This window comes from Pseudomonas floridensis, from assembly GCF_002087235.1.
GTDB lineage: Bacteria > Pseudomonadota > Gammaproteobacteria > Pseudomonadales > Pseudomonadaceae > Aquipseudomonas > Aquipseudomonas floridensis.
This window is the reverse complement of sequence record NZ_MUIO01000072.1, coordinates 39,304-65,805: the sequence shown is the minus strand read 5'-3', so window position 1 is coordinate 65,805 and position 26,502 is coordinate 39,304. Positions and strand designations below refer to the sequence as shown.

The 26,502-nt window shown below is 52.0% G+C and carries 25 protein-coding genes; 14 read left to right on the top strand and 11 right to left on the bottom strand.

Features of this window, described 5'->3' with window-relative positions:
- Positions 1-510: 510 nt before the first annotated feature.
- The 9 genes from BZK31_RS17880 to BZK31_RS17835 all read left to right on the top strand — a co-directional run bounded on the left by BZK31_RS17880 (position 511) and on the right by BZK31_RS17835 (position 9,895).
- Positions 511-2,328 carry a Mu transposase C-terminal domain-containing protein gene (locus BZK31_RS17880; protein WP_083184269.1) on the top strand — a complete coding sequence of 606 codons (1,818 nt, stop codon included), beginning with the start codon at positions 511-513 and terminating at the stop codon, positions 2,326-2,328.
- 123 nt (positions 2,329-2,451) lie between these two features.
- A complete protein-coding gene (locus BZK31_RS17875; protein ID WP_235662480.1) occupies positions 2,452-3,351 on the top strand; it encodes a TniB family NTP-binding protein in 900 nt (299 codons plus the stop codon).
- Positions 3,352-3,357: 6 nt separating this feature from the next.
- Positions 3,358-4,212, top strand: coding sequence for a hypothetical protein (locus tag BZK31_RS17870; protein WP_083184268.1), 855 nt, complete (start codon positions 3,358-3,360; stop codon positions 4,210-4,212).
- A 129-nt stretch (positions 4,213-4,341) separates the two neighbouring features.
- The gene (locus BZK31_RS17865) at positions 4,342-5,370 is read left to right on the top strand and encodes a hypothetical protein (protein WP_083184267.1); all 1,029 of its coding nucleotides are present in this window, start codon (positions 4,342-4,344) and stop codon (positions 5,368-5,370) included.
- Positions 5,363-5,890 carry a hypothetical protein gene (locus tag BZK31_RS17860; protein WP_024648471.1) on the top strand — a complete coding sequence of 176 codons (528 nt, stop codon included), beginning with the start codon at positions 5,363-5,365 and terminating at the stop codon, positions 5,888-5,890. Before BZK31_RS17865 ends, BZK31_RS17860 begins: the two co-directional genes overlap by 8 nt.
- Positions 5,891-5,914: 24 nt before the next feature.
- A complete protein-coding gene (locus tag BZK31_RS17855; protein WP_083184266.1) occupies positions 5,915-6,247 on the top strand; it encodes a hypothetical protein in 333 nt (110 codons plus the stop codon).
- 623 nt (positions 6,248-6,870) lie between these two features.
- Positions 6,871-7,671, top strand: coding sequence for a hypothetical protein (locus tag BZK31_RS17845; RefSeq protein WP_083184265.1), 801 nt, complete (start codon positions 6,871-6,873; stop codon positions 7,669-7,671).
- 473 nt (positions 7,672-8,144) lie between these two features.
- Positions 8,145-8,612 carry a hypothetical protein gene (locus tag BZK31_RS17840; protein WP_024648475.1) on the top strand — a complete coding sequence of 156 codons (468 nt, stop codon included), beginning with the start codon at positions 8,145-8,147 and terminating at the stop codon, positions 8,610-8,612.
- Positions 8,613-8,935: 323 nt separating this feature from the next.
- Positions 8,936-9,895: a hypothetical protein gene (locus tag BZK31_RS17835; protein ID WP_024648476.1), complete on the top strand. Its 960-nt coding sequence runs from the start codon at positions 8,936-8,938 to the stop codon at positions 9,893-9,895.
- Between the two features lie 5 nt (positions 9,896-9,900).
- On the opposite strand, the gene BZK31_RS17830 is transcribed toward BZK31_RS17835, so the two are convergent.
- From BZK31_RS17830 to BZK31_RS17815, 4 genes are all read right to left on the bottom strand, one after another.
- Positions 9,901-10,932, bottom strand: coding sequence for a DEAD/DEAH box helicase family protein (locus BZK31_RS17830; protein WP_024648477.1), 1,032 nt, complete (start codon positions 10,930-10,932; stop codon positions 9,901-9,903).
- Positions 10,917-12,482, bottom strand: coding sequence for an ATP-dependent nuclease (locus BZK31_RS17825; RefSeq protein WP_083184264.1), 1,566 nt, complete (start codon positions 12,480-12,482; stop codon positions 10,917-10,919). The genes BZK31_RS17830 and BZK31_RS17825 overlap by 16 nt, the downstream gene beginning before the upstream one ends.
- A gap of 42 nt (positions 12,483-12,524) precedes the next feature.
- Positions 12,525-13,454: a hypothetical protein gene (locus BZK31_RS17820; RefSeq protein WP_083184263.1), complete on the bottom strand. Its 930-nt coding sequence runs from the start codon at positions 13,452-13,454 to the stop codon at positions 12,525-12,527.
- A 371-nt stretch (positions 13,455-13,825) separates the two neighbouring features.
- Positions 13,826-14,299: a helix-turn-helix domain-containing protein gene (locus BZK31_RS17815; RefSeq protein WP_032631873.1), complete on the bottom strand. Its 474-nt coding sequence runs from the start codon at positions 14,297-14,299 to the stop codon at positions 13,826-13,828.
- A gap of 217 nt (positions 14,300-14,516) precedes the next feature.
- On the opposite strand from BZK31_RS17815, the gene BZK31_RS17810 reads away from it, so the two are divergent.
- From BZK31_RS17810 to BZK31_RS17790, 5 genes are all read left to right on the top strand, one after another.
- Complete coding sequence (locus BZK31_RS17810) at positions 14,517-15,245, top strand: metallophosphoesterase (protein ID WP_024648481.1); 729 nt, start codon at positions 14,517-14,519, stop codon at positions 15,243-15,245.
- A complete protein-coding gene (locus tag BZK31_RS17805; RefSeq protein ID WP_083184262.1) occupies positions 15,245-15,571 on the top strand; it encodes a hypothetical protein in 327 nt (108 codons plus the stop codon). Before BZK31_RS17810 ends, BZK31_RS17805 begins: the two co-directional genes overlap by 1 nt.
- 105 nt (positions 15,572-15,676) lie before the next feature.
- Positions 15,677-16,180 (top strand): hypothetical protein, encoded by a 504-nt coding sequence (locus BZK31_RS17800; protein WP_157900760.1) that lies wholly within the window; start codon positions 15,677-15,679, stop codon positions 16,178-16,180.
- A gap of 286 nt (positions 16,181-16,466) precedes the next feature.
- Entirely contained in the window at positions 16,467-17,102 is a 636-nt protein-coding gene (locus tag BZK31_RS17795) for an HAD family hydrolase (RefSeq protein ID WP_024648484.1), read from the top strand.
- 86 nt (positions 17,103-17,188) lie between these two features.
- Positions 17,189-17,515, top strand: a complete 327-nt coding sequence (locus tag BZK31_RS17790) for a LysR substrate-binding domain-containing protein (protein WP_024648485.1) — start codon at positions 17,189-17,191, stop codon at positions 17,513-17,515.
- 52 nt (positions 17,516-17,567) lie between these two features.
- On the opposite strand, the gene BZK31_RS17785 is transcribed toward BZK31_RS17790, so the two are convergent.
- From BZK31_RS17785 to BZK31_RS17755, 7 genes are all read right to left on the bottom strand, one after another.
- Positions 17,568-18,464: a PD-(D/E)XK nuclease domain-containing protein gene (locus tag BZK31_RS17785; protein WP_083184260.1), complete on the bottom strand. Its 897-nt coding sequence runs from the start codon at positions 18,462-18,464 to the stop codon at positions 17,568-17,570.
- Between the two features lie 305 nt (positions 18,465-18,769).
- Complete coding sequence (locus BZK31_RS17780) at positions 18,770-19,147, bottom strand: ester cyclase (protein WP_083184259.1); 378 nt, start codon at positions 19,145-19,147, stop codon at positions 18,770-18,772.
- Between the two features lie 76 nt (positions 19,148-19,223).
- Positions 19,224-19,919, bottom strand: a complete 696-nt coding sequence (locus BZK31_RS17775; protein ID WP_024648488.1) for a helix-turn-helix domain-containing protein — start codon at positions 19,917-19,919, stop codon at positions 19,224-19,226.
- Positions 19,920-20,080: 161 nt separating this feature from the next.
- Positions 20,081-21,877, bottom strand: coding sequence for a hypothetical protein (locus BZK31_RS17770; protein WP_024648489.1), 1,797 nt, complete (start codon positions 21,875-21,877; stop codon positions 20,081-20,083).
- A gap of 491 nt (positions 21,878-22,368) precedes the next feature.
- Positions 22,369-23,037 carry a hypothetical protein gene (locus tag BZK31_RS17765; RefSeq protein ID WP_087881676.1) on the bottom strand — a complete coding sequence of 223 codons (669 nt, stop codon included), beginning with the start codon at positions 23,035-23,037 and terminating at the stop codon, positions 22,369-22,371.
- Positions 23,038-23,463: 426 nt separating this feature from the next.
- The gene (locus BZK31_RS17760; protein ID WP_024648491.1) at positions 23,464-24,630 is read right to left on the bottom strand and encodes a reverse transcriptase family protein; all 1,167 of its coding nucleotides are present in this window, start codon (positions 24,628-24,630) and stop codon (positions 23,464-23,466) included.
- 160 nt (positions 24,631-24,790) lie between these two features.
- Complete coding sequence (locus BZK31_RS17755; protein ID WP_083184272.1) at positions 24,791-26,056, bottom strand: phosphoribosyltransferase-like protein; 1,266 nt, start codon at positions 26,054-26,056, stop codon at positions 24,791-24,793.
- Positions 26,057-26,502 lie beyond the last annotated feature (446 nt).

The following is a 26,502-nucleotide window of genomic DNA, read 5'->3' as shown; positions in this document are numbered from 1 at the left end:
ATCGGAGCATCCCTAAGCTATAGCAATATATGTAATAAGAGTGCCTAACTAGGCCACCCTAAAATCTCAAGCGAATCAAAATTTTATCTACCATATTTTTCGATAGCATCTGGGTGAAATGAGAACACAATCTATCGAATTCCTCAAAGGATTTGGTTACTGGAAGTCCTAACTGGAAGTCAATATTTTATTAAACCAGCGAAATTACCCAGAATTTAAAAAATAGAGAAAAATTCACAGGCCGCGATCTATAAGGCTTTAAACTGTTTTGGAGTCAAAATAAATAATGACCGGAAACTTCAATTTATATCTAAATATAGCTGGCCGGCCGCACTATTGACCAACTTCTTTCGCTCAGGTTTACTGCGCGGCGTCCTGTCACGGGGCAGATGTAAACCGCTCTTTAACAAATCGAAAGTGGTCAGCATGAGGCTTCGTTGGATAGTGTGCCTGCTATGTCAGCGCATGTTTTGAAGTTGGATGTCTGACCCTATGCCAGAGGATTTCTAGGTGTCAAAAAAATTTGAGGAACACACAGGTGAGCTCAAGCCGAACTTGGACACAAGCAGTACCGTTAACGAAGTCAGGCGACATGATAAGGCGGTCGGACGATACGACATTCTCAAAGACTACATCGCGGGTGCTATCAGTGCACGCGTAGCGATGGAAACTCTGTGTGTCAAGAAGTCACGCTTTTATAAGCTTTTGAAGGCCATGCAGGGGGCTACAACCTATAGAGTTCTGGTATCAAGTGTGACTGGGCGAAGGCCTGGTCTCACGGTTACAGACCCTGAGACACTCAAGCTGATAGAGGAAATGTTTGAGGAGCATTACCCAGCGCACAAAACCATTGCGGCTGTATGGAGGCATTGTCAGGCGCAAGCGGACAACAGGCGGATGCGCAGGCCGAGTCACCACACCGTAGCCACCTGGATCAAAGCCAGGAATGAGCGGCTGCTGTATCAGATGACGCATTCAGGTGACCAAACCAAGCAACTGTATGGGGCAAAGCCGGGCTACAAAGTCACCAGGCGACCGCTTGAGTGGGTGCAAATCGATCATACGGTTATCGACCTGATGGTGGTTGACGAGGACGACAGAACAGTCGTTCTGGGGCGCCCTTACATCAGTGTTGCCGTTGATCTGCATACCCGGGTGATCTTGGGCTTCTACGTGTCATTGCTTCCGCCCAGCGCAGTGTCGGTTGCAATGCTCATGGAGAGTTGCGCGTTGCCCAAGGCTGCATTTCTGCAAAGCCTCGGACTCCCGGAGCATTTGCATCCCTATTACGGTGTGCCTGAGGTCATTCACACTGATAACGCAAAGGAGTTCATCTCGGATGTGTTTGTGCTTAACGCCAAGGATTTTGACATTGTCGTCGAGCACCGGGACATTCCCGAGAAACACCAAGGCGGTCACGTTGAGAGCTTGATTGGTAAGTTGATGATCAACACGATGCATCCGCTACCGGGCACGACAGGCTCCAATGCTCAACAGGGTAAACATCTCAAGAGTCACCAGAAGGCGGCAATCGGGTTAACGGGGCTGCGACGTATCTTGGTGTACTCGCTGCACTCGTATCATCAGACAAAACATTCTGAGCTGGGTAAAACCCCCGCAGAAGCGTGGGAAGGGCATTTCTCTAAAAAGCAAAATAGCCGAGTCTTGGATGTTTCCAAATATGAAGACTTCAAGTATCGGTTCTACCCGGAAATCCCACGAAAACAAGTAGTGCCGGGGGGTATCGAATTGTTTCGCCGATTTTACTATGGGCAATCACTCAAGGATAAGGTTCGAGATAAAGTCAAAGTCAAATATGACCCCTATGACTTGAGCTACATCTATGTAAAATTCGGCGAGGTTTTTGAGAAAATTCATTGCGTCCGCAATTTCTTTAACAGGAGTTCTGACTATGAAATGTACCGTTGGCAACGCCAGCAGAAAGGAGACAGGGATGGCACCATGACTCAGGCCGGCGCAAGCTCGTACATTGAAATCACCAAGGAAAAGAACAAGGAAGTTAAGTTAACCACTCAGGAGAAGCGCAAGAGAAAGGCAGAAAGAGGGAAGGCTGATCAGAGGAAGCAGGCAGCCCTACATTCGAGAAAGTCTGCAACCGCCGGCGGCAGTAAAGATGCCATGTCAAACGGTGATATCAACAGTCCTGATCACGCTGGGACTAAAGCCAGCACCAAAAACACTAACCCAAAAGCCTCCGGAAAAACGACTAAGAAGAATAACGTTTTCGATATAGGAGGTTTTTTCAAGAAGCCCGAGGATGTTGACTACAATCAGCCACCTACGTTTTACGACAGCAATAAATTCTAAGTCTAATATGAGCATGAGACAGGTCTCTTTTAGAATTTGGGTTGAGGTTTAGCAGGGCATCTTCGCCCAGATTAAAGATCAAAAGATCAAGCGGTTCATTCACTTCAATTTCGATGAATTAACATGTCAGATTATTCCCATGTACACCCTGCGTCTGTTATTCACTTCAATGAATCCGACGATGTTCGTTTGATCACCTGCTCCAATGACTTTTGGGTACACCACCCGAGCGCCCAGAAAATCATTCTGCGGATGGAATTGGCCATGAAGATGCGCAACAAGATCAATGCCCCCAGCATGCTTGTAACCGCCCCTGGAGGAGGGGGAAAAACCGCCCTGATCGGCGAGATGCAAGCCCGGAATGCTACGAACGCAAACAAGATGATTTTCGTGACCATGCACCAGAGCCCTAATGGGTACTCCCTCAAGGATCTTATCTTGAGCGAACTGGGCCTAGGGGTTGGGCGAAGGGCTCGGCAGGGTCACAACATCACGCCGGAGCTTCAATACATCATCAGGACGGAGAACATTCGTGCGATTGTGATTGACGAGATTCATGACGCCCTCACCCTGACCGAATTGCAGCAGCGCATCAATCTGTCGCTACTAAAGAACCTTTCAGGTTCCACCTACGGCCTTTCGGTGTTTGCGTTTGGTGTGCCGGACGCAGCACGTGTGCTGCGGCAGGATCCTCAGCTTGAACGTCGGTATCCTGTTGTAGCTCTTAACGGATGGGAGAATGGGCCAGAGTTTCGCAACTTTGTGTCCAGCTACATCCACCATTTGCCGCTGAAGAAGAAAACTAATTTCCAGGATCAACTGTTGTTCCTGAAAATCATGAACAAGGGAAACGGTATCACCGATAACGTAGTAAAGATTCTGCAAGCATCCGCTATGGCCAGCATCATTGATGGCACGGAGCACATCAACCATCGCCACCTCGACAATATCGATGAGATCATGGCAAATTTTAACTACGCACTGCGTAGCGCTGAAATTCCGTCTGACGACGGGGATTTGTAAGAGAAAATGAAACGTAATCTGTCACCTATCAAGAAGCGTCAGATTGCCCGCATGGTGCTGGAAGGCCTCCACGGCTTCCAGTATCACTGGCCCGAGCGCACTCAAGTCATAAAAGCTTTGGATGATGTCGTTAATGCTAAGAGCAGCATGATTGTGATGTTGCGCGGGGCTTCGGGTGCTGGTATTAGCTCGATACTCGATGAGTTTTCATCGAAGCACCCATCCGGTGTAATTGTTGTAACGCCTCGCCTTTACGACGACAAAATCAACATCGTAGGACAGGTGCTTCATGCACTTTTTCCTTTGAGTGATTTTCCAAGCCACAAGCGTACACCTCAAAGTTTGTTACATCTCCGAGAAGCTGATCGAAAGATTATTGTCTTTGACGATCTGGATATTATCACCAGCCAAAACGGCATGCAGGAGGTGGTTTTTGACCAGCTTAAGGAGCTGACGAGGTATCCAGGAAACTTCACGACCATTCTGTCTACGAGAAATAAAAAATTGATTTTAGACTACTCCGAGTTAAATCGGGTTACAAAAATAGTTGTCCACGTGTCAGGGAATATTCCCGCAGCTGATATTGGGGCAGTAATTCGAAAGTTCTATGATTGGTGCAATAATCAATACGATACAGATTTGTTGGTGCCTTGCGACCTTAGACTAGGCAAGCGCGCGCGAGATATCACCATCGATCAACTAATCAACGTGTGCGAATCCTTGTATTGCACAGACCTCCTTGAGATCTTGTCGAGGTCTAACGGGAGGGCTAGAAACTTTGCAACCGCTCCTTCGCTTCCTGAAGCTCTTTATCATTTGCCTGAGCTGCGGCATGCAGCAGAGTCAAAAGCGTTCGGTTGATGTACACCGCGATGTAAGCAAGAAAGTCAAACACCTACCACAAACCCAATACCCCCCCAAAAAAACCATAGGCAAAAGATATATGACATACCAACCAGCCTTGTGCTTCTCAATAAAGGATCAGTAGCAATGAAATCGCGAAATACTTCTCTTCCAGAACCCCTGGCAGACGAGACCTTGTCTTCATGGTTGTGGAGAGTGAACTCATCCGCGCATATACCGTTCCTCAGTCAGGAGCGGTTTAACTCGCAGGACGGTATGATCGTAACCCGTGACAACAGAGCTATAAACGGCGAATGGTTTGCCGACCGCGACCTTTTGAGCGAGAACGAGTTCGTAGAGTCGTTCAAGAAGACCTTTGACATTGGCCAACCTTGGCTGAACAAACGCTTTCCTGGGTTTAATCGGCCTGCCATCCCCAGTCAGTTCAGAAGAGCATTCTGTTCACAATGCTTCATTGACTCCTTTCGAAAAGTCGGCATTCCTGTCTGCAAGCTACAGTGGTGCTATTTGACGAAGCCACTCTGTGATCTACATGGCATTCCGCTTCACGACTCATCGATTCTATTTGAGGACTTCGACGACTACACCGTTCAGGCATTTGTTTCATACTGGGATAAAAACAAGTTTAAGGAGGGCTGCGACAAGATGAGAGAAGTGGGGAGACTGCGGCATGGCCTAACCTTTAAAGTTCAACGGCGATTGGACAAGCTCACGAGGCTTGCAGCCAAGTCTGGGGAAAGCTTTAAGGTGCAAATGTTCTTGCTCACCTTAATGAGGGCTATGATGATGCCCGCGCTGCATCACGGTTATCCCAGGTTTGCGTTTGAATATTGGGGTGGGGATGAAGGTTATGCAAGCCCTAGTGTCCATGGGAATTTTTATCAGGAAATTTATCGTAGCACCTGCATGGCGCGGCTATATGCTCTTTATTTTAGTGCAATCATGTTGGGTTGGATTACCCGTGATCAGGCGAGTAAAACTCTTCATGAAAACTACTATGCGCCGTTTTGCAAGGACTCGATATGGTCTCTGCTGGACGAGTCTGGAATACTGTTGGGCCTGCTTATTTCCGAGCTTAAACTTTATGAGACGCCGCATCTAAATCTTGCTGGCCTTTATATCCCAAAATTGGTCAGGCTCTGCTACGATGTATAACATCACGATGATTTCATGGCGGCCAGCCTGCATGTTCCATTCAGCCGGCGCTTGGTCATACCACAGCTTCACTGTCGTCCTGTACGTCAACGTCGTTACATGGAAGATTCTGACCTATACGCTCTTGTTCAGGGAGGACACTCATAGGTTTTCCAAACCAGCCTTGATCGACAACCGTCATCCTAGTCGTTTTTGGTTATGGCAAGCAGGACGACTCGATTTTAATCAGCATCAGGCTTTGAGCATTACTTCACGTGGAGTCGTGGGCTTGGGGTATGACAGCTTTGGCCCTTTTCGCGTTGTCCGAAAACTTCCACCGGCTGGATTTAACTTGCTGACTAACAACCTATTAAAGGGCTTCTACGACATAAATGCCAAGCATATCGGTCACCTCTGCAATCCCATCCGAACCCCCTACACCCTATTGCTTGAGCGAATCGAAGCCTGCATCGAATATGCTAACGAGATTACTGCTGGTTCCTCGTTGCCAGACGGAGCTGGTGGCGATATTCAACTTTGATCCTAGGGAGATGAATATCGCATTATGAAGACTACCGGGCCCATCAAAGCAGCATCTATCCCTATCGTGAACACTGCCGCAACAGGGCGCAACACGATACCTTCGAAACGTCGCACTGAAGCGTTCTTGCAGATCGTGACAACAAAGGCGGTGGAGTGGCCTCACACGGCAGGCATCCTCAAAAATCTCGACGAGGAAGGGTTCAACAGGTTTGCAGAGAAAGATCGTAAATTCACAGTTCTGAACTCAGACGTGAATCGCCGTTTTATCAAGGCTCTCGGAGCCAAAGGATTTGTAGGCAAGGTGAATGAGATGAAGGACAGAATAGTCGTCAATGTGATGACCAGCGCGCTCTAATGAGGCTAAGTTAATTTACGCGCAAGCCCATGTGAACTTGTCGTTGAGGCTTGGGAGGAGGGCTTCATGGCTATCCGGGGGCACTGGATAGGTGAGTTTCGCCATCTGCTCAAGAAAGAAGAAGGTTGCCATTTGAGCGACTATCAAGATATCGGACTAATCTATATGCGGTTGAGTAGTGCCATACTGAATCGAACTGAAGGGCGAATCGATGCGCAGGCGCGCAACGAAATTGACGGCGACAGAGACTTCAGACTAACAATGCAAATCTGCGTCGCTACGCTCCGACTGCCTGGCCGGATGACCGTGGAATGGGTGGTCGGATGGCGTGGAATGCGTAACGTAACGAGCAGATATTAGTAACTCCGACTGAGGAGAATGGTACGAGCTACGGTAATGAGTACATAGACATCTATCATAGGATCGATGAGGCGAGGGGAGGGTGGACTCGCTGCCTGGTACCCCGCAGGTATAACGATGGAGTCCAAGCGCGCGCTCTTTGATCCTGTCAGTATTTGGTCAGCGCCCACCAACCGGAGCAAACCTACAAAACCTGAGCGAACCAAGCGCCCCTGAAAGCACAGCTAAGCTCCATTCAATCAGACTACCTGACAAGGATTTCTATGAAGCCTGATATCTCCGAGTTTTCTTATGGCTTTGCCGTCACCAGCGAGGCTGTGACCATGATGGGATCGTCGATTTCTGCTGCCCCACAATTTCCCACGCAGTATGCCGAAGGTCGGGCAGGTGGAGGTTATGACGTCAAGATAACCGGGGGAACAGCCATCTTCCTTCAGTTCAAGCTCAGCCACTTCATGTCGCGGTCGAACTGCAAGGAGCACCTACTGATGGGTGGGCCTTACTACCGGTGGCACCTTCATGCGCGAACCCTTTCTGATCAGCACGATCTGCTGCTGAGTCTGGAGAGCAAAGGGAATCTCGTTGCATACACCGCACCGATGTTTCACCGGTCGGCGGAGCTCAATCATCACTACCTGAATGATCAGATTCTTGATAATTCTGCTGCCTTCCGCCCGTCACAGATAAAGCCGCTTCCTGATGATGAGAATCACTATGTGGTGTTCAACAGAACTGGGCCTGCCTATCGATGCTCTGAAGACCCAGTGGAGGTAGAGTTCGATACGCTAAATAGCTTCCTAAGAGGCTTGGCGGCTAAGCCCGTCCAGGAAGATTGGGTCATCAGGCTAGGTGAGGATATCATTGACTCGATGAAAGTCGCCAGATCCCAACGAGGGAAGGGATTCCAGGCTCTTGGCAAAGAGATCGACACGGACGAGATTATCCATGTGATCCGAACACGTCCGACTCTCGCAACGCTATCCTTAATTTCCCGAACCGTGCTTGATGCCGAGTTGCTAGTGCTCAACCCCCAGTGGCACAAAGTTCCGAAGCGGCGTTCATAGCGGGGCGGCCGGTGGCCGGTGGCCGGTGGCCGATTTGGTACAAATCGAGGATAAAGTCAGCCTTCAGGCGATATTGCCCAGGGCTCAACACAACGATCTGATGCGGCATCTCCGTTAACAATTTATGCCAGCGGTAAAGGGACAGAGTTTAGCAATGAGGCGGAAGGCATTAATGGTACATACTGGATGTTTTGTGGCGGGGCCGTTCCGGGTTGGCTGTCGTGAACCGAGCCCGACCATGAATGGCCTGTCTTGGCCCTGCGGGCTTCTATCCTCACGCCTGCGCGCTCCGCTTGCTATGCCGCCGAGCTAGGCCCATCTGGGAAGCGCTTGGAGAAGATGTCGCGACACGATGAACTCAACCAGAATCAGCAACTGCAATCGATTGGGTTGCGAGGGATTCGCTGACTGTTGATGCTAATCGGGTACCCCGCTTTTCGTCGGGGTGAGTTTTTCGTTAATCAGGAGTTGCCATGAGTTATCTGCGTCGCATGTTCAATCGCGCTGTCGCCATCCCGTCTACCAACCAAGCACTCGTTTCCGTCGTGGCGTGTCCGGTTCTATATGCAGTGGCTTGCTCACATACCCCACAGATATCCGAGTACCTCAGTGGCCTGGGTGTGCACGTCAGCACGATGCAGCTCTTCGTTGCTGGCAGCACTGCTTACTGCGCCATGCTGGGCTATCACCGGATGTTCAACAACTCTGTTCGCTATACGCCCGACATTGAGCGTCATCGTCAGTTGGCCACTGCCTGCCAAGCTATGGTCGTCGTGGGGATGATTGAAACAGCCGGCTATAAGGCAATGGCCCACGAGCGTGATGGCATCAAGGATCGCCTGGGGTTTCTAGTGGATGCTGATAACTTCTACCGCAAGCTCAACCGCCTGGTCGACCTGATGCGTGTGGGGCTTCGCTACCTGCGGCAGTTGAGCCGCTAAGCGCTGAGAAGGCTGGGATCAAACAACCCCGGTCAACGATCATCTTTCGATACCGATAACGCATCAGCCGTTTTCGGCGGGAGAGCGAGGCGGTGGTTGAATAAAGCATTCCATATGCCTGCAGGTGTCTTCGTCTGTACCTAGATGGTGTGAGCAGCCCAGGCACTTGGCCTTTTCCCGAAACACCATCGTCACTCAGCTAGTCGCGCAGAGGGCGTCCCATTAGTACAGGAAGGGGATACGCGGATACAGTACCCTCGTTGTCGCAGCTCATAGCAACAGTTGTTGAATCAGGTGTGGGTAGATTCGTTGAGGCTTTACGAATGAGCATGATGCAGAACGCTGTCACATCCATTCAGCTTGGCGTGGAGGATTTCCATAGCGACGACCCGAGAAGGGTTCTCTCGGCAATCCGCAATCTCTACGCGGGTTTACTGTTGCTGTTCAAATGTAGGCTGCAGCAACTCAGTCCACTTGGGTCGGATGAGGTTTTATTGAAAACCGATATCAGCCCGGTCATCCACCCTCAGACCCAGGACGTGACCTGGAAGGGCAAGGGAAAGAAAACCGTTGATTACATGGAGATCCAAAAACGGCTCTCATCGCTCGGCATCACGGGTGTTGAGTGGAAGCTGCTTGAAAATCTTCAGAAAATCCGGAATTCAACTGAGCACTATTACAGCCTTGTTTCGCACTCCCAGATGCAGGAGGCCATCGCTAATTCGTTGCAGCTCATCATCCAGTTCTGCCAGCCCCACTTGGGCGAAGATCCTGCGAAGCTGTTGGGGCGGTCATGCTGGCAATCCCTAGTGGAGGTCGAGCAGGTCTACGCACAACAATACAAAGCGTGCTTGGAGTCGTTGGAGCAAGTTGACTGGGTTTTTCCCGAGCTTGCCGCTGCTGTTAACGAAGTTCGCTGCCCCAAGTGCGACTCTCAGCTGGTTCGGGTCAGCGATCCGACGCTCGATCCTGAGAGCTTAGAATTCGTCTGCATGGTATGCCTGGAATCCAGCAGCTACGAGGCGGTCATGGTGCCTGCCCTAGCGGAATCGCTAGCTGGCATCAATTATGTGAACGTAAAAGATGGTGGGGATGCGTGCAGCGAAACGTGCCACGAGTGCGGTAACGACACCTTTCTCGTGGAGCATGGGCAATGTGCAATCTGCTTTGCTGAACTGGACTACACGGAATGCGCCGTGTGCAGCAGTAGCCTAGGCGTCTATGACCAAGATTCTGGCGGCCTATGTAGCTACCACCACCATCTTGCCCACAAAGACTACTAAGCCGGCTACCGGGCTTTCTTCAACGGATTGAAAAGCTTGTCGGGAACGATGTAGAGGTCGCCATTTGCGCGCGAGCAAGCAACGTACAGCTTGTTTCGAGTCTGTGGATTGGCCTCGTGTAAGTTGCCATTCTGGTATCGTTTCCAGGTGTCAGCGCCCAACACGACACACACGTGCCCGAAGTGATCCATGCCTTTGCTCGCTCCCCAGTTCAGCGAGTGGCAATTGTATTTATCGTGTTCCTTCAAGAAGAGCTTCACGACGTTTGGATCGGCGTGAAGGGTCGCGGCTTGTCCGGGTTCTCCGACCGTAATGATCTTACTGGCCCGCTCCTGCTGCGCGCCCATGGTGATCTGCAGCTGCGCATTGATGAAATCGCAGACGGTTGTTGAGCACCGCCAGCTGTGCCCCAGAGTGGTTTTGTCCACCTTGATTCCGGCGTCACGGAATCGTTTCTCGTACTTGGTGATGTCGTCATGCAGTGATTTATTAACCGAGCCGTCCCGGCTGGTGTCGTAAGTATGCTGAAAGAAGTCTCCAACAAAGGTCATACTGGCCTTTGCTTTCGAGATATCCAGCAATAGGTTGAAGTCGTGGCCGGCGAAATCCTGCACCTCGTCGACGTAGACACAGTCATAGAAACGCTCGACCCGCGCGCGTATCGCAGGTATGCATTTTCTCATCTCCAGCAATTTAGCCAGGCGGTTGTAGTAGAGCCTTCGACTGCCATCCCTAAAGCGCGCCATATCGCTGAGCGGCGTCCGAGGGTTGGTTGGCAGTCGGAAGTTCATGCCCCGGGTATTCAGCTCTAATTGCAGCAGTGGCCGGTAACAAAAACCGTGCAAAAAGGAGAAGTACGTCATGACGGTGATGTTGGGCGGAATCGTCCCGAATTTTTGGATGATGCGGTGTCGAAGGTGGCGATAGTTGTTCTCGGTATAGGTGACGATCAGGGCGCGCTGGTCAAGGCTCAGGCCATCAATCACCAGGCTAGTTTTCCCGGATCCGGCGACCGCGAAAATCACGCTCTTATCCACTGGATCGCCTCCTGGATGTAGGCCGGTGCGACAAGTTCTTCTGGTTTCTTCGTAAGGAGCTCGAACGCCACATCCGTCTTGTTTTTAAGCATGTAATCCTGAACCGTCAGGGTCTTGCGCGCTCCCCTGAATAGATCGTCACAGATTTTTTGGTTGTCGAGATAAAGGCCGATCTCGAACGTAGAGCGCTCGTTGTTCCCGTCAGCGAAAATCCGGGCACCGTCGTACAGGCAAGCCTTGTAGTTCTCGACGCAATTTTGCTGATGGTCATGGTCGTTGTCCCGGATTGCTGCGACTCTGATCCCAAGGAGCTTGCCGAGCTCTAGATACCGTTTGAAGCTGGTACCACCGATCGAGATGATGTGGACGTTGTCTGACTGCGGAGTGGTTCTAGCGTGCTTGTTGTAGAAGTGTTCCAGAAGGATGAATTCGGCATCCCCTTCGACCAAAATGACCCGATTCGACAACGCAAACTCAAGCACATTGTTGTCCGGGGCCTTCATGAAGAATTCGGCAGTGGACTCCGTCAGATCCTTGAGTCGGCCTGCCTTTTGTTCGGTTCCCAGGAGTAGGGCTCGACGAAGATCAAGTCGTGAGCAGATGTGACTACTGTGGGTGGCGATGAAGAGTTGGGTTCCTTGGGTGCGGGTCAGACGCTCTAACAGGCGCTTCATGTTTGTGTGGCTCAGATGGTTCTCGGGCTCTTCGAGCAACAAGGCGTGTAGGCCACCTCTGGCATCATGCTTCTGCAGCGCAAAATTGGTTTTGATGAAACACTGCTCGCCCTTTCCACGGTTTTCGATTGGGATCCCTTCCTTGGTGATCACCAGGTCAGTTTCCAAATTCGAACGCACGCTTGTTCGCAATGCGAACTGGTACTCGCCCAGCTTGGCATTCAGCTCCTTGAGACTGTCTCTTTGGAAGCCTTCCTTGCCCTGACGGTATTGGTTTTCGAGCCGATGGCGGTCTGGCACCTGGGTGTGAAAGCCGAACACCGTCCGTGTGTATTCCCGCGCGGCGTACTCGGTGTCGATTCGAGAGCTGTCGATGAGTAGGTGCTTCACAGACCTTCGATAACTGACGTGGGGTGCCCCGGAAAAAGTGGAGAACTGTACCGCGTAGTATTCGTATGGAAAGCTCTCTTTGTTATCCCGAAGCAGTTCAAGAATGGTTTCGCCGAAATCCTCCACCAAGGGAACGATGGCCATGCGCAGGCCATCGCTGTCTGCCCCCGTCGAGTTCTGGCGTCCGTACAGGCCTTGGTCATCACCCGCCTCAAGAAAAATGTCCACTATTACCTCTGGCAGCAAATCGAGGCGGGCTGGGCCTGCCAGGAATTTCCTCACTGCAGATTGGTTCAGTAGCGCTTCGTAGCCAATGGTTTCGACCCGGCTGCGACTCGCACTTAATGCGAGGTCAAGGGCCAGTAGGACGCTACTCTTGCCCGTCTCATTGTCCCCAATCAATACGTTGGTGCCGGCATCAAACTGAAGAGTCAGATCGCCAAAGCTTTTGAAATTGTGCAGCACAAGTTTGGTGATGGCCGGCATGAGCGTTTCCTGTTTGACCTTAGGCAGGGGGGTAGGCGTTCATCAGTCGATTTTGGAGACCTGGGCTTTCAGAACCAAGGTCAACGTCAATCTGCGTTTAGTGAGGGTTTTGAAGCGTCCCTCCCTAGGGGCTTTCTCGGGTGCGGTTGTGGAGTGTTTCCACATGCCCAGAACTACGACCTCATCGTCCTTTTCAATGCCTTTGAGCCACGATGGATCCCTGGCCCAAATGCTCACCTCCAGGCCAATGCCATTTTCTGCATCATCTGGATCGACTCGGAACTTGTTCATCTGCAGGTTGATAACGTTCTTGGTTTTGTCACCCCTGATTTCAGTCCTGACGCTGCTCACCGCACCTTGAATCGCGACGGGGTGTTGAACTGCGTTGTGCGACACTGCGTAATACGCTTCCGCGTGGCGTTCCGGCTCGAAATAGAACTGATTCCAGGCGACCTTCACGTTGCCCTCAAACACCAGCTCCAGATGCTGTTCGATGTCCTGGTCTTTGTCACAGAGCGCGCGGAGCTTCAGGGCTCGCTTGGCGGAATTGATGTACGCAGGAAGAAGATTTGGGTTGTGGGTGTAAGTCCGACCCGCTGTCGCCCGAATGCCCCCATCATCCTCGAAATTACGACCACCTTTTTCCAGGGCTTCCTTGATCATGACCAGGCGCATCCGGTAACGATTGTGCTGGATGCTCTCGATCAGGTCTTCGGAGGTGCTTGCAATCTCGTTAATTTCCTCGTCCACCCCGAAGCGACAATTCGCGGCATGAGCACCTTTGGGATAAAGACGAAAATAGCCTTGGACGAAAACAGACTTTTCATACATTTCCCGGCTGTATGGCGGGTTATGGGTGACTGGAGTACCGCACTTGCACTGCAGGGGTTCGGCGCCGGTTCCCTTTGTGTACGTGGCAGCTTCCCAGCGATCACCATTCTGGTCGAAAGCGTGATCCATTTTAATGCCCATGCGAACCCCTCATGTCAAAGGTGGATTAAATCCAATCCTCATATCGGGCATGAAGCCACGGCCATCCTGCCGATGACTGCGTAGTAGCCGATACTGTTACGCGCCAGATGTTACGGACAGCTCAAACCGTCCTAGTTTCTGGCTATGGGCCACCAGTGTACCGATCGAGAGCTAGCCTGCAAGCGTGGGGGTGTGCTGCTCATAGGAGTCGGTGTCCATCCCCGCGAAGCTTGGTTCGATGGCATCAAAATGAGGCCGCGTTCGGGAGAGTTTTTCGCTGACTGGTTTGCAGTAGCACGTGTCTCGCCTCGCACTCTGGCCTCCACTAGGTCGTCTCCACGGTAGGGACTAACAAGTCGGCTGATAGGTTACTACTTGTCGTCCTTCCACAGTCTGCTGACCGTGGCTTTCCCCAGTCCCAGAAGCTCAACAGTCTCTTTCTGCGTTTTGCCCTCAGCTTTGTACTTGAGGACGGCAGCTTTGTTCAACGATGAGGAGCGTATGCGGGGATGTGACGTATCAAGCTGGCCATCCTTGAATTCCCCGTCGAGCTTTTCAATCACTCCTAGTTTTTCGAGCTTGCCGATCTCACCTGCCAGATGCTTCAAGAATTCCTTGGGGGATAGGCCCTTGTCGTGTGAGGAGGCAACGGCGAGCAACGCAACAGGATCAATATCCAGCACGATGGCGAGGTTTTCGAGGGTTGTGAGTGTGACGCTGCTTTTTGCATGCTCGATATTGCTCATGTGCCGAGATTCGACTCGACCATGGAAATCTTCCTGAGACAGGCGCTGTGATGATCGTGAAAGTCTCAGGACGGCAGCCAACGATTCCTTCAGCGGCATTGGGAGCATCCAAAGCCGAGGATATAGCCACATTGCGTAGTTCCACTCCATGCAATATAGTGCCCTTAATGAGGATTGGTAAGCGTGTGTTTTCCCAGAGTGAATAGGGGGCCGCCAAAGCGCCTAGGTGCATAGAGCTCCCCCGACGAAACTCGTCGGACACTTGGCAAAAAACCGCCTCCTTCAATTTATAGCTAAACCGGCTAAGGCGACACCGTTGAAAGTTCGAGTTTATTCAGACCTACACAACGAATTCTCCACCTTCATGCCGCCGCCCAGCGATGCTGATCTGGTGATTCTGGCAGGGGACATTGACTTGCTCGCGCGAGGTGTGAAATGGGCAGGCGAAGCGTTCAAATGCCCTGTGATTTATGTGAGTGGCAATCATGAGTACTACAAAGGCCATATCGACAAAACGCTGCAGAAAATGCGTGACGCAGCCGCTCCGAATGTCCACGTTCTCGAAAACGAGGCGTTTATTTGGAAGCAAACTCGTTTTTTGGGCACAACGGGCTGGACTGATTTTTCTTCGACCGGCAACACAGTTATCGCAACCAGCTTAGCCCGGGAAGGCATGAATGATTTTCGGATGATCAGGGCGGGGGAGTCGTATCGCAGGTTGTATCCGAATGATGTGGTGGAACGAAATCGTGCAGCTCGTGCCTGGTTAACTAACGAGCTGGAGCAGCCATTCGAGGGTAGGACTGTGGTTGTGACCCATCACAGTCCTACCGCTGCGGTCGCGGGTGATGAGCACACTGGGCACCTCACCGCTGCTTACACGAATGAATGGCCTGGTTTGATCGAGAGAGCTCACGTCTGGGTGTTCGGCCACACCCACCATAGCGTGGATGTAGATCTGGCGGGTTGCCGTGTTGTGTCAAATCCGCGCGGCTATCCAAGTGAAGAAACAGGCTTTAACCCTGCCTTCGAGATTGAAATTTGATGAGTGCTTTTGATTTGAAACCTTGCGCCGTAAAGACTTTTTATCTGTCCGAAAAAATACTCAAGGATGAACCAGTACCCTCTGAGGTCGTGCGCGCACAGAAAGTTGACTGGGGCGTTTTGGTGGATGCTTATTTGATGCAGGCTGCCAGGGTGGGGAATCGTTTTGCTGCGGTGGCATATGCCGACCGCTCTGGAACGATCGCTAATGGAACCACGATTGCAATCACTGCGGTGCGGGTGATCTCTTCAGTCGCCGGCTTTAAATTGCTGCAGACACTTGATCAAGCAGATCACTACGTGGTCGTTAGTGAACTGTCAACGTGATTGGGGGTAAGCAGCTGCCCTGAGAGTGAGATCAAATCGAGATGAAAAAATCACTTCGAACATTCAAAAGACGTTTCGATAGGTAATTCAGGGAGAGGGTGGGAAGTGTCAGAATTGAAAAAGATGGTGGTGGTCATCAAAAATTCGGTCTACAACGTCGGCGACTCAACGGGGTCATCTTATGACCGAGTGCGAGTCGAAGATGAGCGAGGCCAAACTCGCTACTTTAAAAGCTTGATAGTACCTGCATACGTGAAAAAAAAGGGAGCGTTTACCGAAGGGGTGCCCAGAACCTGGTACATTAAAGAAATTAAGAAAAACGTATCTGTCATTGTCGCGTACGAATCCCCCAATGGCAGCCTAGAATACGACTTTGATGAAATTAAAGTTATCGCCCGTTCAAACTTTTTGATGGGTCTAAAGTTTGTCGTGCTTGCGGTGCCTGCAGGAATAGTTATAGGTGTAGCCACATATGGCTTGGGACTTCTTGTGATTCCTTTTTTTGTATATTCCGGCTATCGCCACTTATTTAAAGTTCCGGCGATGCTGAGCCAGAAAAGGCTTATCGAAGATTTTTCAAGATTAGGCGTAGCAATTCGGCCGCACTGACACCTGGTATGTTGGTTTGACGAATCTATTAAGCCCGGCAGTGAAAGCAAATCCGAAAGATGCTTCTGTGCGCTCTGTCAGTTGTAAACCAAATGTTTAACTTGTAAACCTCCAAGGTTTACACAGCAAAAAGTTGGTTTACACGGCTGTGCCAGAGATTGCCGCCTTCCGACGCGCTTGTATCCAGGGAAGGAACACGAACTCACCCGCACGCCGCTGTCCCGGATTCAACATAGCAATCCGCGATGGCGCAAGCTTTCAAGGGCCGTCCAATGAGGACTAAGAGATGCCGATAAAGGCTGTCGCTTTTGATGCGTTCGGCACGATCCTGAAGATCGAGGCTGGTGTTAATCCCTATCGTCAGTTACTGCGAGAGGGGCGCATACAAGGCCGTCGACCGAAGCCTGATGATGCACATCAGATCATGACCCTGAACCTTGATTTGGCTGAGGCGGCAGAACATTTTGGAATCAAAATGGAGGCGGCAGACTTACAGCGACTCACCGCTTCGCTCGACGCTGAAGTAGCTGGGATTCAGCCGTACGAAGATGCCATCGAAGCAATTGCTTTACTGCGTCAGCACGGCGTCCGGATCGGTGTCTGTAGCAATCTCGCGAAACCTTATAGAGCGGCGATCATGCGTTTATTCCCTGGTCTTGATGGGTACGCATTCAGCTACGAGGAGGGCGTCAGCAAGCCGCATCCGGCGATCTATAGATCGATCTGCCAAAAGCTAGGTGTTGTGCCAGGAGATTATTTTGGGACGAATGCCATTCAGGTTGCGATGATCGGAGACTCAATAAAATGTGATAGAGACGGGCCGCGCGGAGTTGGGATGATGGGCTTTCATCTGGATCGAAGCGGTAAGGGGAACTTTGCTGATTTGGTCAGGTTTGCCCGGCTAGTAATTGAGGAGCTCTGAGAGAGACAAATCATCTTTATGGATGGTGTTGAGGCGTTCGAGAATGGCGATGTGATCAGCTCGTAAGAGGTCGCACAGGTAGCAGCGTGGGCTATTTTTTGGCTGCCACTGGCAAGGTCGAATCGTTGCTGTTTTTGCGTGGCGAGGAGCACTTTGAAATCGCCAATCATCACTACTCCACCAACGAGGGTAATGGGCACATCGAATTGATCAAAGCGGGGTTCGGCGTTGGGCAAAATCTCAAGCAGTTCATGGAGGCCCCGCTGCGAACGGGTGAGCTGGTCACAGTGTTGGGTGAATGGCCGCGTCCATCGGTACCGTTCCACATCGTCTATCCCCCAAGCCTGAATCAGAAGGCCAGGCTTGGGGTTTTCATCGAATGGTTCGTTGAGCGCTTCCCAACGCTTTGGTAGCGGTGCTAACACGGCTGATGCGCCTTCCCCTGAGGGGCGGCGTAGTGCTGCCTCAGGGCGCAGCCGATGCTTTCCTACGCGGCTTTGAGGGGGGCGTGGCTTTAGAGCGGTTGCGCGTCCCTTCACCATGCACAAGGATTGGTGACCAATTGCGATTGGCACCCACGTGACCAAACTCAGCCTGGATCTGCTCGGTGGTGAAAAACGGCTTGGCCATGTACACCACGGCATAGAAGTGTTTCCAATCCTCACTCCCAGCATACACATGCATGTCCTCGTAAAAACCCCCTATCACCTTTTTGGCCTCCTCGGGCGTAACTGCATATTTAAACTCTATCGCAGTATTGATGGAGTGGATGGCAATGTCGGCCTTGTACGTGCCAGAGACTTGTGCGATGGGTACTTCACGTTTGGTATCTGGGAATACGTGGATCAACAAATCGTAAACGCAGTTACGCACATCCGCCTCACTATTAGGAACGGAATCGCGATCGAGGACAATTTTAGGCGTGTTCTTTAAAATGACTTCGAGCATAGCGCGTTGCTTTTGCTCATCTGTTTCAATAGTGGCAGGGTTGACCATGGAAGAGATGGTTTTGTGAAAGTTCCATAAGTAACCTAGTGTCTTGCTGTAATAATCTCCATCCCTGCTAGTGTTACACGTTGTGGGTTTGTCAGCGTATATTTTGTAACCCGATTTGAAGCTCTTCAACAGCCGGCTATAGCCCAGAGACTCAATCAATACGCATATTGAAAGGTGAATGCGCTCGATCTTGGAAGCGAAATGCAGGTTTTCCTCATCGTAGTCCTCGTTTACATCATTTATGTGGTCATAATGATGGCTGAGTTCCTGCAGCTTATAGACTGAACTCCAAGCATCTGAAAGCTGATCATCAATGTCTCTGAGAAGTGATATCTGGGGAGCGTGGTTTGCGTTTAGGCCCTGCATTTGATGTTCCCATGGCTGATGGAATCGCTGCGTCGCTGCCCCGTCGCGTCAGGAGAAAATTGCGAGACAGGTTGGCGTCTTCACTGACAGCCGGCATTGTGCCGACTTCGCTCGACGGCCATCAAGGTTTGCGGCTGTGAAAAAGCAAGGGGTTTAGCAAACGTGACACCTGAAGGCGGCGCCGCTTTAGCGACGACAGATGTCAGTGGTGGAGATAAAATGTGGACACAGCGCCAACCACATCACCTAAGGAGTAATGCGGCCAGCAGGGATGTACTGATGTTCAGTGCAGACTAAGCTGATGCTTAGTTGAGCTCCAGCTTGTAACCAATGTTCACAGCGAGTTTCGGCTCTTCGCACATGAACCACAGCGTCTCGATTTTGCCTTCGTCGTTGAAGTGAGCGATACCGATCTCTTCCCAATCGATGGTCTTGTGGGTTGCTGGTGCGCCTGCAAACGGGCCTTTGTCTACGATTTGCATGTGCCATTTCATCATTACAGTATTGCCGTCACCTGCGATCGTATCGACCTTCATCTTCTGATCACCCAACGCCTCCGAGAGAGGTTTCCAGCCTGCTTCAAGCCATTTGAGGAAATTGCCACGTTTTGGGATGGCATCACTGATCGCGTTGTACCGGTTCGCGAAGCCAGCACGAAGGGTTACACAATCAGGTGTGACCATGTCTCGAAGCGTTTGAGCACGCGTCAGATAAGTGAGCGGGCTGTGGGATGATCGTCCTTGCTCATCGCGGCAAGCATCAGAAACGGAAGTCCAGTTTCTTTTGCACCGCGAATTCTTCCGGCGCTTTGCCCTGTTCGAAGACAATCAGGTAAGTCATCTCGACAGTCATGGGTTTCGCATCTGGCTGGCTGCCCGTTGCCTTCAGGTGAATTTCACGCGTTGCGCACTGAATACAAACCTGCAGCGTGAGCAGCTCATCGATGAGCTCCTGCATCTCGTCGTACACCGCAAATTTTGAGGTTTCCGAGTAATCGCAGGCGCAGTCCCGATATTCGCGGAAATAGTCGACGAGAGTCGCAAAGAGCTCATGAGCCTCACGCTTGATTTCAAAACCAGGCTGGCATAGATCGACCGTGGAACCTTCTGCGAGCTTAGCGAGCTGAAGGCCAGTCGCTAAGGGGAGTGCCCGCAGCGTGGTGTAGTCGCGGTCAAAGCGGGTCTTCTCTTCTTTGAGTTCTTCCTCACTAGGAATGATGTAGGGCTTGTTGAATGCGTCGATGTCCTCGATCTCGAATGCTCGTGCGAGTGCGCGGCGGGTATCGAAACTTGCCGACTTGGCGTTCTCGACGCGCTGCACAGTCCGCACGTGCAAACCCGCGAGTTCGGCCAGGGTCTCTTGCGACCACTGAAAGACCTCGCGCATTTTGCGGATGAGGGCCGCGAATTCATCAAGGTTCAACAGGCGAGGTTGGCCAGACGTGGTGCTGTTCATTGTTTCGCTCCATCAGAAGGTTGGTAGGACTCATGATGAAGAAGCTACTAATGACACAACACGACAGGAGCCCGACAGGCGCCTGCGCGCCCGGCCGTTGGCTGCCAGAAGAGCTTGCCTGCCATTACCAGGTTTTCACCGAGGGATGAGCCGCAACTGGGCTATGACGTTCTGTTTTCGACCTTAAGCCCAGCATCGAGGGTGTCCCCTATATCGCAAAGGCTGATACTAACCCTGGCCAGCAAGGTTGCTCCGATCGTGACTGGATCAGCGTCTTCGGGGGTATGCAGATCGCGTAGCGCTTCCTCCAGATCTTTCTTGGAAGGCAGGTGAGCGTCGCCTAGGCGAAGGCCGTAAGCAATATGAAGCGGCGTCATTATCTGGCGCGCCACGTCCTTGTCGCAGTACTTCAACAGCAGGCGCTCCAAGAGTTTCAAGCTTCCCAGCTTTTCCTTGGGATCAACCTTCACAAGCTGCCTCAAGAGATCGATGTCGACAGAGTCCGCAGTCAGTCTGGAAATGTCTTTGGCCAATGCCAGTACGCCATTTTTGTCCAAGGCTCGGAAGCGGTGACAGTTGCGTAGAATTTCAGCCGCATGGTCATGGGGTTTAAACAGCGGGGCATCAAAGTGTTTAGCGAAGAAAGCGTTGAGCTTGCCAATCACCACCTTGAACATCTCTTCGGGTGCGGTGGTATCTGCAGGATTGCTTTCAAACTGGGAAGCCACCAGCTCGCGCGATGGGCGGCCGTCTGGCGAGATGTTGAACCCATGCCATATCTTTTGTTGCCAAAGCGGTAGTTTGACGATGTCGTAAGCATGGGCATTGATGTGACTCTGCTCGTTCACGCCAAAATGAATACTGTAGTCAGGCGAGCATTTGATTGATCCAGTGTCCGATGTGTACCACTCCAACGCCGATCCCTTGAACGCCAACAGGGCTTCAATCGCCTCTGCCTTGAACCATAGGTACAGCCCGATATCCTCATTGTCGAGCACTCTCGCCGACAGCCTTTCACCAGAGGCACCTGTTGTGTAGTACAGCTCCTCCTCAGGTCGGTCTCCACGAACCCGTTCGCTCCGCGATGCGGGCTCTACCCACTCTTCACGCCAGAGCCTACCGTCGACCTGCTCATAAGTGAGCCCGGAGTGCTCGACTTCATAATGCTCATAGTCGGTGTTGCTGTTGTTCTCTGCAGCGAATGCTGGGACGTCTTCCTCAGGGTCAACATCTGTTCGCCAGACCCTCATCACCGACATGCGGCCCAGCAGGCCTCCATCGGCTCTGATGCTAAAGGTATGCAGCTTGAAGAGCTCGTTGTCCTTCTTCTCTTCGACAGGAGCCCCGTGCCATGGGATGTGAGATGCATCTGCCACGTACTGCTTACGCTCCCGGTATTGCGCCAGCCTGAGGGCCAGACCACGTGCGCATAAATAATCGCGTAAATGTTCAGCACGGATTTCGATGGCGATCACCCGACCAGCTTTATTTCTGCGTTGCCGGATAACCTCCATGTAACCCTCGTTGGGGCTTACCCATAGATCACCTTCCTGCATCAGTCGCAGCGCCAGAATCAAATCCTGGTTCACCAGCCACTGGGTGTCGTGGTCGCTGTTCAGATGATTGAGAAGAACGAGCTCCACGCCCACTGGCGGCTCTTCTTCATCGTGGAGGTATTGATCTGCTGGTTTGTATCGGCCATCGCCGAATGCATAGGGCCCAGGAGTATGTATCAACCCAATGGAGCTCCAACCAAGAGTCTCACCTAACTCCCGCTGATCCGTGTAGACCGCCAGTGAGCCGACGCAAAGCGTTTCTTCAAATGTGCCAGGCTCTCTGTCGGTTCCTTGCTGGTGCAACACCTCGGATTGACGCAGGGGAATCCAGATGGAAGCCGATAGCCGGCGCCGCCGGACGTCCGCCATCTGGAACCACTCTGGTGGATAATTGGCTGGCATAGTGCACTCCTTGGCAGTGGTCGGCGTTGTTCCGGGAAGAGACCCGCAGGGCATGTTGGCTCGCCGCAGGATCAGTCAAATCTTGAGGGAAGGTCGCCAAGCAGAATAGGCCAACAATTACCGGGCGCGCGATGCCTACGGCGCGAAAACTCTGATTTGGCACCGAGGTACAAGTGCGTTAGACATGGCAATCGATATGTGTTGAGTTCTGAACGCCTGTCTGCTTCGCGCTCACCACCTCCCGCAGAGGGTTGTTAGATGCTGAATAGCAAGGCCATCAGGGGCATCCAGATCAACCGGAGAAGAAGAGCGCGTAGGCCTTTTCGGCCGAGGGCATGAGGATGGAAGCCCGCAGGGCCAGGATGTCGACGTTAGCTGACTGGCCTGGCTTACGACAGCCGTCCCCGGAAGGAGCACGCAGGCATCTTTGCCCGTACTCCATCAACTATGGCTGCGAGAACATCCCGGCTCATGGGGGCGGCTGCTGTATTTTAGGGATACTTCAGTTCAGGGTCATTGAGAAAGCACATCAGTAAATCCTGAAGTGCCATGGACTCTTCCTCAACCAGCTCGAAAGGCTCGCATTCTTCGATGTAGTAGGTGCATCGCTCATAGCCGTAATCCAGCATCTTGGAGCTAACAAGCTTTCCTTTTTTAAAATGCACTTTCCCACGACTCGATGGGTCGAGCTCGCTGAGCAGGTTGTTGATATCCGGGCCGTTAAGCGCGTAGCAGGCGTCATTTATCTTGAAGTGAAGATGACCTCCTTTCCACTCCATTTCACAGAATTTGTCTCGCGAAGTACTGCCCACAAACCCGAATGGACGTAGCAGCGTGTTTGCACGATGGAAGCGCTCGTAAAGGTCGGACAATGTAGGCAGTCCGGAAGGGTCGGAGTGCACAATTTTATTGCGCAAGGCTTTGAGCTCTTTGGCTTCTTGTAAAAATTTCGGCCAGAGGTCGGGAAGTTCAGGGTGCATTGGGTATTCATGTAACTCATTTCGGATCAGCTTACCGAGCCCGACATCCTTAGGCCATTCTCCGGTATGGCGCTCAATGTAGCCTTTAACGGCTTTTTCAAACTCAATCGCTTCGAAGCGAACATCGTCGACTGAGGGCCCTTGGCTGCCGGGCAGATCCTTGTAGTCATCACTCATCATGAAGTTTGGCTGCGTGGAATGACGCTTCTCTCGTTGGAGCCATCTGAATATGCTGAACAAAATGAGGCCTATGGTTTGTCAATTGCGGATGGTATGCCAGCTTCAATAGCAGCGTCCTAAGGACGCTGTGGACTGCCGCATCAATGAGGGAGGCGAAGGTCATTGCTCAAGATCGCGCCGGCGAGGGACGCTGGTCGAAACTCCTTCAGCCCTCGATCTCCTAGAGGAGATGTAGCTGGCAACGGCGGTTGGAGGGTGTAAGTCTCACCCGTGCTGACCAATTGAATCTCAGTCCAGAGGACGTCATGACGGCCGTTGATCATGTTTACTTCATGCCCGAACAGACGGCTCCGGTACAAAGGGTAGATTTTATAGCGCTCTGATTGACGCCCGGATTCCCGAGAGTTTTTCTGCTATCGATGGGATTCACGGGAACAGGACATGGTCAACATGAAGCTGCGCGCAGATGCGTTTGAGGCGCTTGCCGTGCTCGTTTGCCCAATCGGGTTCGATACTGAGGCCGTAAGCGATCTTCCCGCTGACGTGATTGATAAGTCCCTGCAACGAATGAAACCCACGTCGCGCTGCATGGGCTGTGGCGTCGATCTTGGGGTGGGCCAAATAATAGAGATGGTCGCTGACATGCTTTTTGTAGACTTGCGAAAGCCGAGGTGTGTCGCCATCAATCAGCAGCCCCAGCACGATCTTGCGGGCGCCTGGCGTAACTATTTTCGTCTTGGCAGTATTTAGCCAGAATCCTTCCTCAGATAAGCACTTGTTGATCGCCTTGATGTGCTGAGTAGCCTGTAGCCGGTCAAATACGCCTTTGGAGGAAAATACGAGGTCGTCCGCATACCGCGAATACATCAAATTATTTTCTGTCGCATAGGTCTGCAACGTCTCGTCCAACGACTGCATGACCAGATTGGCAATCCTCGGAGACGTCGCGGCTCCTTGGGGCAGATGGCCAATGCGGGTGTCTCCGGAATAGGGTAAACCCGGAGGAAGCGGCTTGTTGCCATGTCGTTGATCCGGGTTACCGCTAGCGCGAACACGGGTGCAGAGCCTCGAAAGCTCGAATGCCACCAGTGGTTGGTAACCGAATGACCTGAAGAGCTCGTAGACTTGAGGCTCCAAGATCGACTCGAAGAAGTTAGTGAGGTCGAGCTTGATCAGCCACGTCGCCCCACAGTGGAGTTGTGCGGTCTCAAGCACCCCGTTACGGTTGTCGTAGGCGAAACTGGCTTCGTGCGGCTGGATTTTGGACAGGATATGGGTGTTGATCCAGCGCTGCGCCCGGAGCAAATCCTCCGTGGGCGCACAGATCCACCTGAACCGATCTGGGCTGTGCCCAGCATTCTGCTTCTTCAGCTTGAATACGTTGTACGCTTCTGCCCTGTACTTACGGCTAATCGTTCGATGTAAAAAGGGGTATGGGACGTCAGTCAGGTGAGCGAGGTGCTTCAGGGTAAATATAGGCGGGCAGCTGTGCTTCATCTGCTTTGCCGTCTGCACAGCATTTTGCAGAATACTCTCAGACACGCCTGCTTGGCGGCCTGCTTTTAGATAGGGCTGAGAGCTCCAGCGGGTCATCTACCTTTAAATTCCGCCCTGCGGATGGAAGCCTTCTGGCGCCAGACTTCGATAGCGAACACCACGAAGGCTGCCAACCTCCAGTACGCGTGAGATCGTTCGACGGTAAGCATAATTTGCTCCCAAACCGCCCGCACAACGTGCGGGATACTAGATTCCGCTACTGCGGAGCCCTCAGCTGCGTTGGATAATACGGAGCGAGGGCGGCGGGGGCTACAAAAAACTTCTTCCCTTGGCGTCGGAGGAAGCGGATAGCTTTATGGCCCGCCAGCGTCAGCGCTCCCGAGTTTGTGAGCCAGCCCCTGCGGACTGCACGATCTGTTGCGTGAATTAATGTGTCTAAAGATAGCGGTAGGATTCGGCGCAACTCCGCTATTCGTCGTTTGCCTTGCGAGTGGGCTAGCAGAACGATTATTGCGGATTTGCTTTGATCATTGGATCGCTTGAACCGGGGGGACTGTGCGATTTCAATGGCTTGAAGAGAATTCAAGGCGGTGCTGAACAGGACGTCCATATTGGTTTGGGTGAGTTGGGCGGACTGACGAAGGACATCGGTGACGCGTTTGGGAAAGAGGGGCGCCCATCTTCTCTTACCTCTATTTTTCTCCGAGATGAATATCGCCGGCATGTTGTTCGGCGCCCCGTGTTCGAAGGCCAGCAGGGCGGCAGTGTTTTTCCAACCCAATGGGTTGTCACTGTGTGCTCCGTATTTTTTGCAGAGGGATTTCATATCCTCCAGGTCTGCATCGAAGCTGTTATGAATAGTCGGGCAGTCGGTTACAACTGCGACGGTTGGAGAGAATCTGTGCGTTTGAACTTTTCTGATGCCTTGCCCTGTGCCGCTGTAAGCCATCACCCAAAACTTTATGAACCTTCCCGAGTGCCAGCTTCTAATCGAGGGAACATTCCACATGGCATCAAGCATCGCGAATGCCCGGTCTCCGCTGCCGATAAAGTCAGTAAGGATGACGAAGTTTCTGACTTTGGAGTCTCTGACATTATTCGCAGTGGGCTGAAGTATAAAACGTGCGCCGTTGGAGCGGCAGAGCGTAGTTGCAACGTGGGTCGTTAGCGTCTCACTTCCAATATCTTGGCTGGTGTAGTTAAGCGATTTAATGGCCTGTATCGCTGCGCCCTGAGCTCGCAGGTGCTTCTTCTTCGACCTTGGATTGTAGGTCTTTTTCGACTCGTATATCGGAGGCGGGAGCTTAGCTCTTGTTTTTTGTAGTTCGCGCTCGATGAAAAGCGCTGATGTGGTCTTTGATGGAAGTGTGTTTTTTATGAGCTTGGTGAGGCTATTTTTGAATTCGTTGAGAGGGCAGTAGCTGATCGAGTCGAGCAGCTTCTCGGCCAGCAGACGGTCGGCGGGGCTTTCGAACTGATCGAGCCATAGCTGGGTTTTTTCTTGCTCCTTCAATGGCTGCACGATGTCTCCATTCTGTTTCTGCTGGTGTTGGCCGCTATCGGGGAAGCTTGGCGGCGCCTGGTTGTGTTGGTCGCACTGGCCCATTGGCACTGGCAGATGCGTCGCGTTTTGGACGGGGCCAAGCCAGCATAGTGGAGTTGGCTCGTTTGTTCAGTCCAGCAGTTCTTGAGTATGCAGGGATCACGAACTCACGGGGGGCATGCTGGATCGTCCTTGATAGGTACTCGGTAATTCGAACAGTGCAGAGCTTACGGCTAGAGTTATTTGAAATTATGGCTCAGCGATAATTATTGCTGAACCAAAATTCTGCGAGAGGCGTTGCAGCTATCAATGCTTGCGCCGGGAATGGGCAATCCGATAGCCCCACGCGCACGCCGACTACTGAGATCAAAAGTCGCGGACACCACCGTCCTCATTGACAGGAATTGGAAAACGCGTAGTGCTGT

Excerpts from the sequence above, each read along its gene's own strand:
- BZK31_RS17855 (WP_083184266.1), top strand. The coding sequence starts at position 5,915 with ATGAAGACTACCGGGCCCATCAAAGCAGCATCTATCCCTATCGTGAAC.
- BZK31_RS17820 (WP_083184263.1), bottom strand. The coding sequence starts at position 13,454 with ATGGGCATTAAAATGGATCACGCTTTCGACCAGAATGGTGATCGCTGG.
- BZK31_RS17825 (WP_083184264.1), bottom strand. The coding sequence starts at position 12,482 with ATGCCGGCCATCACCAAACTTGTGCTGCACAATTTCAAAAGCTTTGGC.
- BZK31_RS17760 (WP_024648491.1), bottom strand. The coding sequence starts at position 24,630 with ATGACCCGCTGGAGCTCTCAGCCCTATCTAAAAGCAGGCCGCCAAGCA.
- BZK31_RS17765 (WP_087881676.1), bottom strand. The coding sequence starts at position 23,037 with ATGATGAGTGATGACTACAAGGATCTGCCCGGCAGCCAAGGGCCCTCA.
- BZK31_RS17860 (WP_024648471.1), top strand. The coding sequence starts at position 5,363 with ATGTATAACATCACGATGATTTCATGGCGGCCAGCCTGCATGTTCCAT.
- BZK31_RS17780 (WP_083184259.1), bottom strand. The coding sequence starts at position 19,147 with ATGGTCACACCTGATTGTGTAACCCTTCGTGCTGGCTTCGCGAACCGG.
- BZK31_RS17865 (WP_083184267.1), top strand. The coding sequence starts at position 4,342 with ATGAAATCGCGAAATACTTCTCTTCCAGAACCCCTGGCAGACGAGACC.
- BZK31_RS17795 (WP_024648484.1), top strand. The coding sequence starts at position 16,467 with ATGCCGATAAAGGCTGTCGCTTTTGATGCGTTCGGCACGATCCTGAAG.
- BZK31_RS17835 (WP_024648476.1), top strand. The coding sequence starts at position 8,936 with ATGAGCATGATGCAGAACGCTGTCACATCCATTCAGCTTGGCGTGGAG.
- BZK31_RS17845 (WP_083184265.1), top strand. The coding sequence starts at position 6,871 with ATGAAGCCTGATATCTCCGAGTTTTCTTATGGCTTTGCCGTCACCAGC.
- BZK31_RS17875 (WP_235662480.1), top strand. The coding sequence starts at position 2,452 with ATGTCAGATTATTCCCATGTACACCCTGCGTCTGTTATTCACTTCAAT.
- BZK31_RS17815 (WP_032631873.1), bottom strand. The coding sequence starts at position 14,299 with ATGCCGCTGAAGGAATCGTTGGCTGCCGTCCTGAGACTTTCACGATCA.
- BZK31_RS17785 (WP_083184260.1), bottom strand. The coding sequence starts at position 18,464 with ATGCAGGGCCTAAACGCAAACCACGCTCCCCAGATATCACTTCTCAGA.
- BZK31_RS17805 (WP_083184262.1), top strand. The coding sequence starts at position 15,245 with ATGAGTGCTTTTGATTTGAAACCTTGCGCCGTAAAGACTTTTTATCTG.
- BZK31_RS17870 (WP_083184268.1), top strand. The coding sequence starts at position 3,358 with ATGAAACGTAATCTGTCACCTATCAAGAAGCGTCAGATTGCCCGCATG.
- BZK31_RS17840 (WP_024648475.1), top strand. The coding sequence starts at position 8,145 with ATGAGTTATCTGCGTCGCATGTTCAATCGCGCTGTCGCCATCCCGTCT.
- BZK31_RS17775 (WP_024648488.1), bottom strand. The coding sequence starts at position 19,919 with ATGAACAGCACCACGTCTGGCCAACCTCGCCTGTTGAACCTTGATGAA.
- BZK31_RS17770 (WP_024648489.1), bottom strand. The coding sequence starts at position 21,877 with ATGCCAGCCAATTATCCACCAGAGTGGTTCCAGATGGCGGACGTCCGG.